The sequence below is a fragment of the Clostridium beijerinckii HUN142 genome (genome assembly GCF_000621745.1).
Lineage (GTDB): Bacteria > Bacillota > Clostridia > Clostridiales > Clostridiaceae > Clostridium > Clostridium beijerinckii_A.
Genome location: NZ_KK211338.1, coordinates 124,339 through 142,032, shown reverse-complemented (window position 1 = coordinate 142,032; position 17,694 = coordinate 124,339). Strand labels below are relative to the sequence as shown.

The following is a 17,694-nucleotide window of genomic DNA, read 5'->3' as shown; positions in this document are numbered from 1 at the left end:
ATTTATTACAATTACGCAACCTTTTATATACCACTCTTATATTAGTATCACTGCACATTCTGTTTGATATAATACCTCATTTGTTCAATATCTCCATTAAATAAAGAAATACCGTTTTCTTTTTAAAATATCTGTATCTATCATCATTTTCATCTTTATAGCTAACATATTTTTCTGCACTTTCAGTAAATGTCGATGAATTTATTTCTATAAAATAAAAGGCCCACGAAAATCTTAGATTTTTGTGAGTTTAATTGTTGCGCTACCCGTGACAATAAAAAACCACGGCCACCTGTAAGCAGCTATTTAAGCCACATACAAATGGTCGTGGATTTTATGGTGGAGGCGAAGCGTGACCTTTGAAATCCACTAATAATTAGCACTATAAGTAACACTATCTTCATATAGTGTTTCAGGATCTATATCAGCCTCGTTCTCCCATTCCACTGTGTCAAAACTAACTCCCGCAGATTTGAATAAAGATAAATCTTTTAATTCTCTAAATATACCTTTTTCTAAATATGAGCTCATATCAAACAATCTTACCTCTCCATTTTCAAAAAAATAAGTGCTGTTATTTTTAAAGGGATTAACTTCTCTTTAAAAATAACAACACCAAATAATACTGCTATCAATGGATTGATACAAAAACCCATGCTGACCTCAAGTACATGTCCAGAGTTAACTGCCCATATATAAACACGCCAGTTGATACATATAACTATTGAACGAAAGCTAGAGAGACTTATTACTTTGTGGAAAGAATATCTTCTATCCAGCTGAAAATTCTCTCGTTGCCAATAAGTTTTGCACCGCACTGACAGTGTGCTCCTGCACCTTCTTTGCCTGTAAAGAGCATATAATCCTTTCTGCAAGTGAGAACATCATAAAGTGGCTTAGCCTGTGAATCAACAAGTCCGTCCTCATCGGTATCAACAACCAGTGTCGGGCATTTTATATTTTCTGCAATGTCTTTCATTAGATATTTTCCTGCAGCTATAACAAATTCGGCTGGAGTGCTACATCCGAATACATACATGCCTTGAGAAATTTTCCATCGGAATTCAGAACTTTTTTTCGTAACATCATACAGCTGCTTATTAAGAGTTTCAGGATCCTTTTCAGCAATGGTGAGTATCTGTTCTCTTGTTAAACCAAAACCCTTTATTCCGCCTCCAAGGAAATCGTAGATTCCACTGTTTGCTATACATGCAGCAAGACGATGTTCAAATGCTGCTGCTCGTGGTGCGAGGTATCCTCCAAAACTTTCACCCCATAGAACTATCTTTTCCGGGTCAATTGATTCATTTTCAATGAGATAATCTACAGCAGGGGTAACAACAGCTTCATAGTCAGCTCTGAAATATAAATGCTGCATTTTAACAGCTTCACCTTGTCCAGGACCTTCTATGGCAAGACAGTTCATTCCGTGTTCAAGGGCTGTCATAGCTAATCCATAGAATTCTTCCTTTGTACCGTCAAATCCTGTTAAAAGTATCAGAACTGGCTTTGGCTCATTTGTATCATTTAGCTGATAATAATGGGCAGGCAGAGTTGTACCTTCATACGGTACCATAACAGACTTAATTACTGGATTATTAAGTTCCATAACCTTTGAAAAGCATTCTGTGCTTGCGTTAAATAGCTTTTCAATTTTTTCTGAATTTGGATTTTCATGAAGGAAAAATTCTGCAGTACGGTAATAGTTCGAAGCTCGCAGATATGCCTTTCTGGCACTTATTAAATGACCATCCACAAAGGCTTTGTTTCCTATACTATGCAACCTTTCAGCCGTTTTAGTCCATTCATCACACCAACTGTCATAATCACCTTCTGTTATCCTATTGCTTGTAGAGACAACTTCTCCTATATCAGCTGCACAATATGCTGTTTCACCAAGTAATCTTAGTACCTGAAAATCAAATTGATCATCTTTAAATAATATACTCATAGTGTATTAACCTCCTTAAAATTATTTGCTTTGAATAGCATAGTTAAAGTCGTTGAACATTTTTTCGGCAACCACTTCTGCTCTTTTTTCAAAGCCAGGTTTTATGCTCCATTCTGCAACGTAAGTCCCAATAACAGTGGTTTTGAATTTATTTCCTTTATTTATATCAAAAGCACGTCTAAACATTGTTTGAAGAAGATCTGCGTTGTTGGCTTCTTCACCTCCGCTAGTAACTAGTAGTGCTGAAAGTTTGCCTTTTAACAGATCCTTATTCATTAGACTGAAGTGTCTGTCCGTAAGTGGTTTAAGTTGAGCGCTCATACCATAGCAGAAAAGCGGTGTTGCATATATTAAAGCATCTGCAACGAGCATTTTCTTAAATACCATGTCCCAATCATCCTTTTGAGGACATCCATGTTCTGAACTTTTATGTGTGCAGGCGTAACATTCTTTGCAGCCGTTAATATTTATATCTATGGCATTAATTCTCTCAATTTCATGGCCAGCTTTTCTCATCTGGTCTTCCAATAGTGACAGTGTAAAAGCGGTTTTTCCGTTTTTCTTAGGACTTCCCATAATGGTTATAAATTTCATTTTTCTTCTCCTTAAAAATCTTTTTCAATTTTAGTCAACTCGTTGTCTAAAATTAATATATACCTTTAAAATTATTTCGTCAACCCATTGTCTATATGTGATATAATATTTTTATAAACTTTATTAGTCGGGAGGATTGAAATTGGATAACAATAATATTAACGAACTTGGGTATATAATGGATCAGACATATGCTAGTCTCGTAGCAGTTTCAAACAAACTTCAAACTGCTGGTGACAGTTACTCAGATGATCTAACAATCAAGCAACTGTTGACACTTCTAGCAATACTTCATATACCTGAAGGTAATGCTACAATCATAAATATAGCAGGTAAATTGGCTACGACTAAGCAAAATGCAACAAGGATTATCAAAAGCCTTGAGAAGAAAAACTATATTAAAGTAGTTCCATCAGAAAACGATAAAAGAGCTGTTAACGTAGTGTTAACCGAAGCAGGCATCCATTCTCTTTCGAAAAATTCAAAGGATGCTAAAAAAAATTTTATGACTGATATATTTAATGATTTCAGCAAAGAAGAGTTGAAAACACTATGGCAACTTCTAAAAAAACTATATAGTTATGATGGTGTTCCAATGGATGGGTTTGAAGAAAGAGTAAAAATGCCGAATATTTCTACTGAAGTGTTAGAATAATTGAGCAAAAAAAGTTTGATTTAGGTAAGCGATGTAGCATGTGAAAACAAAGTTTTCACAAAGATGCCCGATACCAGCGAAATGCTTTAATTTGATCTCATATACTCTTTATGATAATAATTCTACATAACTGTAGCAATGGAATTTTATTAATAAAATATACAAGGCACTTTACGTAAATTGAACGTAGAGTGCCTTGTTTTACTATATCGTTTTTTTTAACTTCTGTCACTAAAGATAATTTGCTATGTTAATCTTTGATCCCTTTGATATTTTTTGATTTAAATTTTAACGAAGTATTCTAAATAATAAGATTTTTTTTCACTAACATTATTATCACGAGACCAACCACTAACAGAAATCCCACTATATAAAAATTTGTTCTGTATGTAAGCTGCTTATAGCAATAAAAAACACGACCACCTGTAAGCAGCTATTCAAGCCACATACAAATGGTCGTGGATTTTATGGTGGAGGCGAAGCGTGACCTTTGAAATCCACTATTATTCATACCTTACCAAATTAACATATTGCTTTTTGAAGTTTACACAAAAGTCTTGACAGACTCTTTTAAATCTCTATATACTTAGAAAAACTGTATATTCTTATCAGAATAATACAGCTTTTTTAATTGTTATTTATATTTTATCTTTTAACGACTTTATTAAAATTTCTCTATGTTAAACTGATTCTACTTGATTGAATATATTTTTACTCCATCATTACTTCTTTAATTAAATATCTTCCATCAAATCTTTTAATCCCTTTACTCTATTATGAAGCTCAGACGATTTATCTCCTCTTTGTTTAACCTCATTTTCGTTTATCCCTAAAGTTTTTGCAACTAAATCTCTAACTCTAGGTCCACAAAACGCACCTTGACACATTCCCATTCCAGCTCTTGTCCGTCTTTTTATTGCATCTAAGGATCTTACTTCAATCCCTCTATTTAACGCATCTACAATCTCAGTTTCTGTTACTTTTTCGCATCTGCATATCATATGTTTGTTAGGATCTTCTGAATTAATATCACCTTTGAAATTTTCATCTTTTTTAGCTATGATAGGTTTTCTATATGATTTAAAATCTTCCTTTTCTTCTAATGTCAACCCTGAATCTTTTAATATTGTTACCACCTTTTTAGCAATAGCTGGTGAAGAAGTTAATCCTGGTGAATCGCCTGTTACATTTAAAAATCCTTTTACGCCTGTCTCTTCTACTATAAAATCTTTTTTTGTATTCGTAGGTCTAACTCCAGCAAAAGAGGTTAATGCTTTTTTCATATCAAAACCATCTACGGATTTCCTAGCTGCTTCTATAATAGCTCTTAGTGACTCTTCATCTGTAGATACATCATCTCTATCCGTAACCTGCTGTGCATCTGGTCCTATTAAAAGATTTCCATGATAAGTAGTCGTTACTAATATTCCCTTCCCATTCTTTGTTGGCACTTGGAATATTACTTTATTCACCAAGTAAGATTGATCTTTGTTAAATATTATGTATTCGCCTTTCCTTGGTATAATATCAAAATCATTCACACCTATCATCTTTGAAACCTTATCACTATAGGCACCTGATGCATTTATAATATATTTAGTTTCAAATTCACCTCGATTAGTAATTACCTTAAAATTACTCTCTGACAGTTTTATATCTGTAACCTGATTATTAAGCTCTAACTTAACCCCATTTTCTAATGCATTTTCAGTAAGTGCTATAGTAAATTCATAAGGTGAGCATACTCCTGAATCTTTGCAATATAAAGCCCATTTTATCTCTTTACTTAAATATGGCTCCATTTTTCTTACTTCATCGCCATCAATTATTTCCATACCACCAACACCATTAGCAATTCCATTTCTATAAAGAACTTCTAAATTTTCTTTTTCTTCCTCTGAAAAAGCAAGCACTAAAGATCCTGTTTCCCTATAGCCAAAATTCAATTCTTCTTCAAGCTGTTTAAACATTTTATTTCCCTTTACACAAAGTTCAGCTTTTAAAGTACCTGGCTCATCTGAATAACCACCGTGTACTATACCACTATTTGCTTTAGATGAACCACAACTTACATCGTCTTCTTTTTCAAGTATACAAACATTAATCTTGTACTTAGAAAGTTCTCTAGCAATATTTGATCCAATTACCCCAGCGCCAATTATTATTACATCATACATAAAAATACCTCCACCTCAGATAAACGTTTACGATTCTAATTGCATACTTCTACCAATATTAGATCATCCATATTATATATGCTGAGTAAATAACTATAATTACCAACAATTTAGTTTATCTGATCTATTGCTACTTCTAACATAGTTTTGATATAACCAAATAATTCATATATATCCATTAATTTCTAATCTACAATACAAATTATAACATATAGGTAAATACAGTCCAACTTTTTAATCTGTTTTATTAACATTATAAATTTCTAAAATTTTTATATTATATAGATTGATAACACCTAACTAACCTTAAATTTGCTCACAACACGAACACCAGACTATTTTTAAGCAAATTAAAAGACACTTTGATGATAATTTCAATATATTGTTCAAAAAAACATTTTTTACAAAAGTAACATCTGCACTTTTTACGCTTTATAATATTCCTATTTGCTAAAATAGTTCAACGTTTACCTCTCAACTTGCTAGGCAATAAACTATTCGATTTTACTAATTAAATAATGTGTTCACATTTCTACTTTAATAATAACTGTTCCTCTTATCGTGGTTGTACGCGAAAAACCTTGCTCAAACATATATAAACTAAAATAAACCCACGAAAATCCAAAAATTAGATTTTCGTGGGTTTCATGGTGGAGGCGACGGGTGTCGAACCCGTGTCCGAAAGTAGATTGATTTGTCTTTCTCCGAGTGCAGTCTAAGTTTTAAAATTCCCTCAAAGTATCGCCCTTAGACAGGCTATACTTCTCAGTAGCTTCATAAATACCCCTCTAGCTCAAAGCTTTGCTAGGCTTCGTTTCCTACTTCAATGACACCAGTGATCCAAGCCGTAGGCAGCCTGGGCTGATGAACAGCTATTAAACTAAGCTGCTAATGCAAAATTGTCTTCTGCGTTTACATTTAGTGCATACTTTTTTAACGAGGCTCCATGCGTCCCTCGACTCGCTTAACAAACCCTTCTTACCCCCGTCGAAGCCAAAACGCCCCCAAGTTAAAGATGGTTTAATAACATATTTTGTTTTCAAAGAAATGTTCATCTTGTATAACCTATTCTAACTTAATAGATGCTAAGTGTCAACTGGTACATTGTTACTTAGTTAGAATCAACAATCAATAAATCCTGTATTATAGCTTAAAATCATTAAATACTTTTATTGAAAAGTTTTACAAATTTTAAGTTTTAAATTAATAATCAAAGGATAATATTTATTATAAATTTTACCCTTTGATATAAATCAATAAATCTTAATTTACTTTATTTCTATTGCAACCATTGTACAATCATCTTTTAGTTTTCCACTCTCTAAAATACTATCACTTAAGAAATCATCTAAGTAATTCTTAAATTCAAATATGCTTGCATCTCTCATATATTCTTGTATAACTTTATCCTCTTCTAGAATAAAATCTAATCCATCAGTAAAAAAGAAAATTTTATCTCCTGATTCAAAAAAGATCGTTTGCTCACAGAATTCACTATTATCAAACATACCTAGGAAAGATCCTTCTACAATCTTCTCTTCTAAACTTTCTCCTTTTTTTTGAAAAAGAAATTGATTAATTCCGGCTCCAACTACTTTAAGCTCATTACTATTAAAATCCATGCTAAAACAACATACAGCAACATAATTTTCTTCGTAATATTTTACTAACTTCTTATTTAAATTTTTTACTATCTCCATTGGATCATGATGACCCTTATTAACTTCTTGAAAACACAAAATATCAAATGCAGAAATATTTAGAGCTGCCGATATTCCCTTACCTCTAACATCAATTATCATTCCAATAATAAAGTCTCCGTTTATTTCATAAATTCTATAGAAATCCCCACTAATTGTATGGGCTGGCATATAAACACTCACAGTATCAATAAATTTTTGAGCAGGAAATTCTTTTTGAAGCGTACTCCTTTGTAACTCAGCAGCTTTCTTTATATCTCGCTTCATTTCAGTAACATCTCGTATTGCTGCCAATATGGCTTGATTACCTTCGTATAATATGTAGCTATATGAAATTTGAACATTTATTAATTTATTATTTGGAACGTAGAAGTCATAATCATAAATTTCTTTCATTTTTCGTTCAGATATTATATTTCTAAATACTTTATGCAAAGCCTTTTTATATTTGTCTTGAAAGTGTCTATATACATTACTCCCAATCAAATCATTATAAAGCGTTGCAAACAAATTACATGCTTCATTATTAGCTAAAACAATTTTATTATCTACTATAATAATTACAGCATCAGGCGAATTATCAATTATTTGTTTATATCGTTCCCTGCTATCTTTAGTTATGTTATCAAGCATTTTTTTCTCAGTTATATCTCTAAGCCTCTCAACAATAAATAATAATTCCCCATCTCTGCCTAATACAGGATTATAACATACATCCATAAATTTATTTAATTCTGGAATATACCTTTCACGAGATAGCATTTTCTTAGTCGCCACTACTTCTTCAAATGAGCAATCTAAACATTTTTCTTTTCTAGATAGTATCTCATAACACACTTTCCCCTTTATTTCTTCTGAGGTTTTATTATAAAACTCATATCCTGCTTCATTAAAAAAAGATATAGTATAATCTGTATTGTATACTTTTATTACATCAGGTATTCCATTCAATATGCCTTTAAGCTCTTCTTCTAATATTTTGTATTCAGTAATATCAGTTGCAATTACTAAAACAAAATCTTTTTCTTCATGACTAAATAGAGATATATTAGATTTAGCGTAAATACGTTTTTCATCCTTTGATTTTAATGTAAGCTCTATTTTATCGCATACTCTCTTATTACTTAAATTTTCAAATATACTAATCTTATCTTCTATATTAGTTAAATTTAAAACATTTGAAGGTAAAATTTTAATAAGTTCCTCTCTAGAATAACCCAATTTACTACAAACTTTATTATTAAAATCTATAAAATTCTTTGGAACAAATCCCTTGCTAATCTCAATTACAAACACTAACTCATTTACCTTGTCCCAAATTTCTTTGTAATTACTTTGACTTAATTCTAATCTTTCATCTAATGTTTTTATACTTTCTTTACCCTCACGCATATAATCGAAAGTCCTTTCTATCTGAATTTTACTTCATAAAAACTTCAGATATCTTTATGGACAAATTTCAAATACCTTATCTAACCTTGTTAATTTAAATAACTTCTCAACTTCTGGCTTTAGTCCTTTTAATTTTATACTTCCATTCTTTTCAGCGCATTTTTTATAAACAGCTACTAATGCACCAAGTCCTGTACTATCTATAAAATTACAATCATTAAAATTGAATATAAAATTCTTTTGTCCTTCATCTATTAATTTATTTACTTTTACTCTAAAATTTGCGACTTCATCAACAACAAAGTCTTTTGGTATACTTATTTCCATCAATTATCACCTCATATTTTAAATCTTTCTACAAGTTTAGTTAATTCTTCTGCCATAGCGCTTGTTTCCTCTGCTGTAGCTGTTAAATTATTAATTGCACTAGCTTGTTCTTCTGCTGCCGAAGATACATTTTCACTATTTGACGCATTGCTTTCTGTTACTGTTGCTATATCATTTATAAGCCCAATTACCTTATCAGACGATGCTACTTCATCACCAGTAATGTCAAGTATCTCAGTGACATGTTTAACTATATTTTCTATTGCATTAATTATATCTACAAATGCTTTATCTGTTTCTGATACTATTTTTACTCCATTGTTTACTTCTGACTTGGATCTTTCCATTGCTATTACCGCATTCTGTGTTTGCTTTACCATTTCACTAACTAGTACAGCAATCTCTCTTGCCCTATCATTTGATTCTTCAGATAATTTACGTACCTCATCTGCAACTACACTAAATCCCTTTCCATGCTCCCCTGCTCTAGCAGCCTCTATAGCTGCATTCAATGCTAAAAGATTAGTCTGCTCTGCAATAGAATTTATTATGTTTATAATACCATCTACTTTACTCGATAATCCACTTAAAGATTCTAATGCCTGCGAAGTTTCTTCACTGCCTTTACTTATAATATCCATTGCCTTTACAGTTTCCTCAACTTTTTCTCTTCCAAGATCAGCTGCTGACATTGTATTAGCTGCATTTGAACTTGTAGCTTTAGCTCTACTTTGAGCTAATTGAACAAGACTTGAAAGCTGAACTAAAACTTTTGAAACATCAACTATAGACTCATTTTGTTTTTCTGCATCTTGCGCCACTTGATTAACTGTAGCACTTATTTCTTCAGTTGCAGCACTTATTTCTTCTGAAGAAGCTGCCATTTCTTCTGATGCTGCATTCAACTGTTCTGCTGCGTTAGTTACATTTCTCACTATTTGATCTTGATGCTTTATCATTTCATTGAATGATTTTCCAAGTTCCTCAATTTCATCTTTGCTTTGTATATCAATCTTAACAGTTAGATCTCCTTCACCTGCTGATCTCATTAATCTCTCTAGTTTCTTAATTGGATTAATTATTCCTATTGTTGAATATGTATAAGCACATATCATTGCTATAATGATTGATATTAAAGAAATAATTATTGTATAGTTCCTTATACTTAAAGCCGCTGACATATATTCGTCATATTGCGCTGTAACTGCAATCACCCAGTTACCAACAGGTTGGAATACAACATATTTATATATATTCCCATATGTATAGAATCCTTCTGAAGATTTTCCTTCTTTCATTTCCTGAATTAAGACTTTTAAATCTTCTCCTGCATTATCACTTGCATTTTCTTTTAAAATCTTACTTGAATCTGGATGATAAACAATTAACCCATTTTTATCAATCATATATGCATATCCACTTTTACCAACTTTTATTTGAGATGCATAACTTGATATACTATCAAACTTTATACTTCCTACAAGTGTACCAATCAATTTGCCATTTTCCTTCAACGGATAAGCTATAAAAATAGCTGGATTTCCAGTAAATCTAGACGTTAATACTTCACTAACAACTTCCTTACCGCTACTAAGCACTTGCTTCATATAATCTCTATCACTTAAATCTATATCATTCTCTTTTGACTGAGTGTTTACAATTACCTTACCATAAGCATCTGTAATAATTAATACTTCCATAAAATCTTTATTTTTCTCTTGGACCTCTCTTATATATTCAGATGCTGTATCTAGATTGCTTGTATTTGAATTTTCAACTGCTTTTATAATATCGCCATTCAAACTTGCAACTTCCAAAGAATGTTTCGTTGAATCTATCGTTTTATTTATTAAATTAGATGTATTGTAAGTCTGTTCCTTTAATTGTTGTTGAACAGCCGTTTGTATAGATGTGCTAGACATTCTATACGAAATATACCCAAGTAATCCCATTGGTAAGGATATGAGTATAAAAAAAGTGATCATAAGTTTTATCTTTAAAGAAATTTTCATCGAGCTGCCTCCCTAGCATGTACAATATTCATTAGGTACTAATTACCAATTATATATATCAATCTATATGTCACATAAAAGACTCTTGCGCATAATTATAGAACTTCCTTCTAATATTAGTTCATCAGTATAGCAACTTATAATATACAAGCCTCTACCTGATTCGTCTAATATATTCTCTTCGTCTATTTTCTTATGCAAATTTATATTCTCAAACCCTTGCCCACAATCTTTTACTATAACACTTAGTAAATTATCTTTCAATTCCCAATCAACATAAATTGGTTTGCTGCTATCACTATTATTTCCATGAATATACGCATTATTAACAGCTTCAAATATTATAAGTTTCACTTCAAAAGATTGTTTTTTTAAATCCAAAACCTCAATAATATCATTCACCTTCTTATCAAGATCATCTAGTCCATGAAATATCACTGATCCTTTTGTTACTGACATATTAACTCCCCCTCTTTGACATAGTTAAAATATTTTTTCATAATTAACTCAAAATCCTACTTATCTTATCATTTTTCATTAATATCAACTAATTTTTCCAATTAACCAATTAAAGATAAAATATCCCCATTACATTATTACACTTATTTCATCCGCTTTCAACATATTACATCATATCCATTGTTTTTTTTAATATGCTATATTGTATGAAATATAACATATTCAAAAAATAATTTTTACAATATATTTTTCTATGAACTTCTCTTAATCAAAAAAAACATAAAGTGATAATGTATTTTCAACATCACTCTATGTTTTATATGATTCACCTTCTATTGTCCTAGTTTTATTTTATAACTAATCATATCATTAGTTTGTATTTTTCATTTAACTCCCAAAGTCTATCTCTTCTTAAAGTCAATAAGTATTACTATATCTTAAATTTTTGTACCATTTCATTAAGTTTTTGAGCAAGCTCTGCTTGACTTTGAGCAGTTAATGCTACTTGTTCAATAGCTTTTGTTGTTTCATTCATACTATCTTTTATCATTTCAGCTCCTTCACTTGATTTTTGCGATGTCTCAGCCATATTTTGAATTGCTTCACTAACTTGTCCAACTGTAGCTGTTATTTCTTCTGACATAGCAGCAATTTCTTCTGACATGTTACTTACAAAGTTTGAATCATTATAATACTTGTTCCCTACCTCACTATAATCATTAAATTGTTCTTCTACATTTTTGCTTATAAACTCTAATATATCACTGCCTGTGTTTATGCTACTATTAAATGCTAACTGAACTTTATTAATTGTATCTTGAATATTTATTACTGCATCAGATGATTGTTCTGCAAGTTTTCTTACCTCTTCTGCTACTACAGCAAATCCCTTTCCTTGCTCTCCAGCCCTTGCAGCTTCAATTGCAGCATTTAATGCAAGTAAATTTGTTTGTTCTGCTATTCCTCCGATTGTTTCTGCCATAACTTTTATACTCTCTACTACTTTTCCATCTTCTATAGCTTTTTGCATTTTTTCTTGCTTTTCAATGTATAATTTCCTAGTTTCATTAATAGCTTTTTGACTATTATTTTTAACTTCCATAGATTTTTTCTTAGACTGACTTGCATTATTGCTTCCTTCCATAGCTTTAGAAGAAAGTACATTAACGCTTGAATCTACTTCTTCAATAGATGCACTTATTTCCTCAGTAGTCGCGCTAGATTCTTGCATTGCAGAAGCAATATTATCTACTGCTTGATCTATGGTGTTGGCCTTTGAAGATATTTCTTCAACGGTTGCTGAAAGTTCTTCTGAGCTTGCACTTAAATCCTGCGAGTTCTCCATAATTACTTTAACTAAGCTACTTACATTTTCTTGTGCAGTGTTTAAAGCCACGCCAGTTTGTCCAAACTCATCTCCCCTTGTAATTGTAATTGCAGTTGCAAAATTATATATTGATAACCTTTTCGCAAAATCCTTTATCTCTCTCAATGGATTCAATATATTTTTACTTAACATATATGCCATAAAAAGAATGATTAAGAATGCTACCGTTGTAAAAATCAATATCGTATATCTTACACTCTTAAATTGAGCTATGCTATTTAAATTAGCTTGCTCCGCAGATTTTGCATTTGCATCAATACTTTTTTGAATATTTTCAAGTAAAGAATTTTTAATTGTGGTTAAATCGGAATTGCTAATTTTAACTGCTTCATCATAATTCCCAGTTTTCGCAAATTCAATTGCTTTATTTCTTACTTCTATATATTTTGACAAGTCATTTTTTAAATTATTATAAGTTTGCTTTTCTTCTGACAAAACAATTAAATTTTCGTAGTCTTTCATACTTTTATCATTTTTTGTATCCAAATCATTTATAACCTTTAAATAATCATCTAATTTTGTTCTATCTCTTTCGAAAACTAATCTATTATATGTAGCTCTCATATCATTGATATTTCCCTTTATTTCCCCTAAGTCTTTAATTGATGTTAAATTATTTCTATACAAGACCTCTGCATTATCATTTATTTTTGCAGAACTTAAAATCCCTTCTGTTCCTATTGCGGCTATAAGAATACAAATCACAAAGAACACTGAAACAAGTTTCTTCTTAACACTTAAATTAACAAGAATTTTCATTATAACACTTCCTTTTTTTAATAATATATCCCCAATTTTTCGTACAGAAATTAATTTAAATAAAATAATCCTGCGATTATAGATACATAGTTATTTTCCATTATAAACTCTAGTCATTTTTTATCGACTTATTTCATTATTTGTAATAATTTTACACCATTTCAAAATATATTTCAATATTCGCTATATAATTACTACATTTCTTACTCTAATGTCTTGTGATCAAATTACTACATTTAAATTGTTAATATACAATTAATTAAATTTAAATAATAAACTTAAATAACAATCATATATAAAAATCCGAATATAATACTAGAACCGATATATTGAATCATTTTTTATAATTAAATTATTCTATTGAATTTTATAACATATATGGTATAATGTTTACATAAATTGCATATAATTACCAAAATAATCTCTTTTTAATTAATGTAAAAATTTATGCAATTTTATATCTTCAAAGACAAAATTTTTTTAAGTTTAGTGCAACCGATTGCAGTATGAGCGAAATAAAAACTTTAGTTACACATTATTTAATTTGTGACTAATACTCCATAGAAAGGGGGAATAATTACTACTTTACATGTACAAACAAATCACTACAAGATTTCAGTATTTTTTGCAATCGGTTGCGTTACGGTAAGGAGTGTGTATCAATGAGAAAAAAATTAATATCAAGATTAATTGCTTCAGGTTTATTTTTGAGTTTAAACTTACTTCCAATTTCAATACCAGGCTTTGGAACAAACGAAATTTTAACTACAGCTTATGCCGCTAGTAGTACTAGCCTCCCATCTAATACTAAAGATGGAGCTATTCTTCATGCCTTTGACTGGTCTTTTACAACTATAAAAAGCGAACTTCCAAATATAGCTGCTGCTGGATACAAATCTATCCAAGTATCTCCTGTACAAGGGACAAAAAGTACAAGCAAAGATCCAAGTCAATGGTGGCTATTATACCAGCCAACTAATCAATCTATAGGTAATGCTCAGCTGGGAAGTTACGATGATTTCAAAGCTCTTTGCTCTGAAGCTGATAAGTATGGAATTTCAATTGTTGTAGATGTAGTAATGAATCATATGGCTAATAACGGAAATAAGGATCAACTGGATTCCAGTGTAGATCCTGGCTTCAAAGACCCTAATTTATATCATAACCAAGGGCAATGTAGTAATTGGACTAGCAGATGTGATGTGACGCAAAAAGGTATAGGTATGCCAGACTTAAATACTCAAAGCGCAACTGTTCAAAACAAGGCTATCACATTTTTAAATCAATGCATAGATGCTGGGGCTGATGGATTCCGTTTTGATGCCGCTAAACATATCGAGACTAATATCGGACTAGATTCTAATCAATCTTGGGCCGGAAACTACTGGAGTAATGTTTTAGGAAATCTACACAATAAATCTAATTTATTTATTTATGGAGAAATCCTACAAGACGGTACAGTAGATAATATTGCCTCTTACGAATCATTCATGAATGTTACTGCAAGTAATTATGGCGGAGCAGTAAGAAGTGCAGTTACTTCAACAAATTTAAGCTCGCTTGGTAATACTTTAGGTGGTGTTGATTCATCTAAAGCAGTAGATTTTATTGAAACTCACGACACTTATGAAGACGGATCAAGTAAGAACTTAACAGATAATCAAAGAAAACTTGGTTGGGCTATATCTGCCGCTCGTGCAAACGCTACACCTTTATTCTTTGATAGACCTACTGGTAATATTGGAGCTGAAGGTGATGCCCTTTGGAAGGATCCTGATATAATAGCAATCAATAAATTCCATAATGCAATGGTTAGTCAAAATGAATACCTAAGATGGACAAACAATAATACAACCATGTTAATAGATAGAGGAACTGCTGGGACTGTAATAGTAAATGATGGTGGAAGCACTTCTATTAACTCTCCTACTAATCTAGCAAATGGTACTTATACTAATAAAGGTAGTGCTAATTGTACTTTAACAGTTTTAAACGGAACAATTTCTGGAAACATTCCTGCTAATTCGGTAATTGTTCTTTACAACGATGGATCAATACCAACTCCACCTCCTGTGCCTTCTACTTATTCCCCTCATTCAGGCTATAAAGTAGATTATGATAGCAGTACTTTACTACAAGGTAGTAGTTTTACTTTATACTATAATGGTTCTTTAGCAAATTCTAATTCAGTTAAACTCCACTGGGGATATAATGGTTTTTTAAACCCATCAGATATCACAATGACTAAGGGTTCAGATGGGTTCTGGGCAGCAACTATTACGCTTCCATCGTCAGCTACAAAATTAGATTTTGATTTTACTAACGGATCTAACTGGGATAATAACTCTAGCAAAGATTGGCACTTACAAGTATGTTCATCATCTGTGCCAGTACAAGTGAATCCAGCACCAACAGCTAGTAAAACAACCACTGTATACTATAATGGAAACCTAGCAACAAATTCAACTTCAGTAATTTTACATTGGGGATATAACGATTTTACCAATCCAACTGATATTACAATGACTAAACAATCTGATGGAAGATGGGCTGCAACTATTACTATTCCATCGGGAGCTTATGTTTTAAACATGGCATTTAAAAATAATTCAGGAACTTGGGATAGCAATAATTCGGCTAACTACAACTATTCTATATCTCAATAACCGTAATTCACAGTTACGTTATGCCTATTCTTCAACTTGATTAATATATAATTAAAAACAGGATTTGCTTAGCAAACCCTGTTTTTAATTATATTTCTATTCTTTTAAACTAACCTAATCAATAAATAGTATTTATAGCTTTACTCTTATTTTTGTAAATTAACTATACAGTAGCTGTAACACTGTCTTCTACATCCGCATCTTTTTCATTTACTAGTAAGTTTACAAACTTTTCTCCATAAGGAAGGCAGAATTGTATAAATGGTCCAGTCGTTATCATTGCTATCACAGTACCAATACCAACTTTTCCTCCTAATATAAACCCTATTATTAAAAATCCAGCATCTAGTGTTATTCTAATCCAACGGTATTGCACCTTAGTCTTATCTTGTATTATAAATGGAACAATATCATTTGGAGCAACCCCTACATTTGTTGCCGATAAAACTGCAAATCCTATTGCAATTATTAAGCATCCAAATATAACTAACAAAGCTTTTATAAAATAGTTGTAAGATTCAACTGGAAAATAGGAAACAACCTTTACTCCAAGATCTATAATTGGTCCTACTCCTACAACACAAATTAAAGTTCCTATTTTTATACGCGTTCTCTCAACTAAAAGTATAATAGCAAATAATACAATTAATATAATCATATTAGCTACTCCTGGTGTTACCTGTTCTGTTCCACTTATCATTTTAACTACAGAAAAATTTCTTAATCCCGTCTTATTTAATGCAAACGCTAAACCTTGCGTAAATACAGTAAACGGATCAGAACCAATATTAGTTTTCAAAAATAATGCCACACCAAACTGAATTATACTCATTCCAACAAAAAATAAAATAATCCTTTTTAATAAGTCCATTGCTTTATTCATATTATTTCTTCCTTTTTTATTATAATTTATTGCTACATCTAAACTGAATAAACATAAAATGTAATAATTATGTATTACTTTTTATTCCATGATTTCCATATATAATCTCAAACAATATGTACATGCACAAACATAAAACCATTTTACTATTTGACATTGATTTTGTCAAAAGAAAATTTCATTTTCATTCATTTTCCATCATATCCATTCACTATAAAACAATTTAATTTATATTAAATAAAAAAAAGGATATTTGTAAAAATGGCTTTTATTTTTAGCCCTTAGAACAAATATCCTCTAATTTTTATCTAAAATATTAGCTTAAATACATATATTATTATTTACCAAAACTTAACAAAAATCTTATTTACTTTGTAAATACTCATCTATTGCCTTTGCTGCCTTCTTACCAGCACCCATAGCAAGTATTACTGTTGCTGCTCCTGTAACTGCATCTCCACCAGCATAAACTGCTTCTTTAGTAGTGAGACCTGTTTCGTCTTCAGCTACGATACATCTTCTCTTATTAATTTCTAATCCTTGAGTTGTTGATGAAATTAATGGATTTGGTGATGTTCCAAGTGACATTATTACAGTATCTACATCCATAATAAATTCTGAACCTGGAACTTCAACTGGACTTCTTCTTCCAGATGCATCTGGTTCTCCAAGTTCCATTCTTACACATTTCATTCCTTTAACCCATCCATTTTCATCTACTAAGATTTCTGT

Annotated in this window: 12 protein-coding genes, 1 other RNA gene and 1 pseudogene; 2 read left to right on the top strand and 12 right to left on the bottom strand. The window is 31.1% G+C overall.

The window, feature by feature from the left end:
• Positions 1–369 precede the first annotated feature (369 nt).
• From T483_RS29835 to T483_RS0125960, 3 genes and pseudogenes are all read right to left on the bottom strand, one after another.
• Positions 370–549 (bottom strand): annotated as a pseudogene (locus tag T483_RS29835) (DUF2442 domain-containing protein); the annotation flags it as partial.
• Between the two features lie 199 nt (positions 550–748).
• Positions 749–1,951, bottom strand: a complete 1,203-nt coding sequence (locus T483_RS0125965) for an alpha/beta hydrolase family protein (RefSeq protein ID WP_026889462.1) — start codon at positions 1,949–1,951, stop codon at positions 749–751.
• Between the two features lie 21 nt (positions 1,952–1,972).
• Positions 1,973–2,545 (bottom strand): flavodoxin family protein, encoded by a 573-nt coding sequence (locus T483_RS0125960; RefSeq protein WP_026889461.1) that lies wholly within the window; start codon positions 2,543–2,545, stop codon positions 1,973–1,975.
• Positions 2,546–2,687: 142 nt separating this feature from the next.
• On the opposite strand from T483_RS0125960, the gene T483_RS0125955 reads away from it, so the two are divergent.
• Positions 2,688–3,200 (top strand): MarR family winged helix-turn-helix transcriptional regulator, encoded by a 513-nt coding sequence (locus T483_RS0125955; RefSeq protein WP_026889460.1) that lies wholly within the window; start codon positions 2,688–2,690, stop codon positions 3,198–3,200.
• 734 nt (positions 3,201–3,934) lie between these two features.
• Here T483_RS0125955 and T483_RS0125950 read toward each other — a convergent pair.
• The 7 genes from T483_RS0125950 to T483_RS0125925 form a co-directional block, all read right to left on the bottom strand.
• On the bottom strand, positions 3,935–5,377 hold the full coding sequence (locus T483_RS0125950; protein ID WP_026889459.1) for an NAD(P)/FAD-dependent oxidoreductase: 1,443 nt from the start codon (positions 5,375–5,377) through the stop codon (positions 3,935–3,937).
• Between the two features lie 648 nt (positions 5,378–6,025).
• Positions 6,026–6,383: a transfer-messenger RNA gene (gene ssrA / locus T483_RS30730) on the bottom strand.
• Positions 6,384–6,645: 262 nt separating this feature from the next.
• Positions 6,646–8,469: a PAS domain-containing protein gene (locus T483_RS0125945; protein ID WP_026889458.1), complete on the bottom strand. Its 1,824-nt coding sequence runs from the start codon at positions 8,467–8,469 to the stop codon at positions 6,646–6,648.
• Between the two features lie 54 nt (positions 8,470–8,523).
• Complete coding sequence (locus T483_RS0125940; protein ID WP_011968016.1) at positions 8,524–8,796, bottom strand: STAS domain-containing protein; 273 nt, start codon at positions 8,794–8,796, stop codon at positions 8,524–8,526.
• Between the two features lie 11 nt (positions 8,797–8,807).
• The gene (locus tag T483_RS0125935; protein WP_026889457.1) at positions 8,808–10,808 is read right to left on the bottom strand and encodes a methyl-accepting chemotaxis protein; all 2,001 of its coding nucleotides are present in this window, start codon (positions 10,806–10,808) and stop codon (positions 8,808–8,810) included.
• A 63-nt stretch (positions 10,809–10,871) separates the two neighbouring features.
• Entirely contained in the window at positions 10,872–11,267 is a 396-nt protein-coding gene (locus T483_RS0125930) for an ATP-binding protein (protein WP_026889456.1), read from the bottom strand.
• 430 nt (positions 11,268–11,697) lie between these two features.
• Positions 11,698–13,413: a methyl-accepting chemotaxis protein gene (locus T483_RS0125925; protein WP_035790610.1), complete on the bottom strand. Its 1,716-nt coding sequence runs from the start codon at positions 13,411–13,413 to the stop codon at positions 11,698–11,700.
• A gap of 662 nt (positions 13,414–14,075) precedes the next feature.
• On the opposite strand from T483_RS0125925, the gene T483_RS0125920 reads away from it, so the two are divergent.
• Positions 14,076–16,079, top strand: a complete 2,004-nt coding sequence (locus tag T483_RS0125920) for a carbohydrate-binding protein (RefSeq protein ID WP_026889454.1) — start codon at positions 14,076–14,078, stop codon at positions 16,077–16,079.
• Positions 16,080–16,242: 163 nt separating this feature from the next.
• On the opposite strand, the gene T483_RS0125915 is transcribed toward T483_RS0125920, so the two are convergent.
• Complete coding sequence (locus T483_RS0125915) at positions 16,243–16,962, bottom strand: YczE/YyaS/YitT family protein (protein WP_026889453.1); 720 nt, start codon at positions 16,960–16,962, stop codon at positions 16,243–16,245.
• A gap of 363 nt (positions 16,963–17,325) precedes the next feature.
• Positions 17,326–17,694, bottom strand: a 369-nt coding sequence (locus T483_RS0125910; protein ID WP_026889452.1) for an FAD-dependent oxidoreductase, incomplete at its 5' end; no start/stop codon positions are given.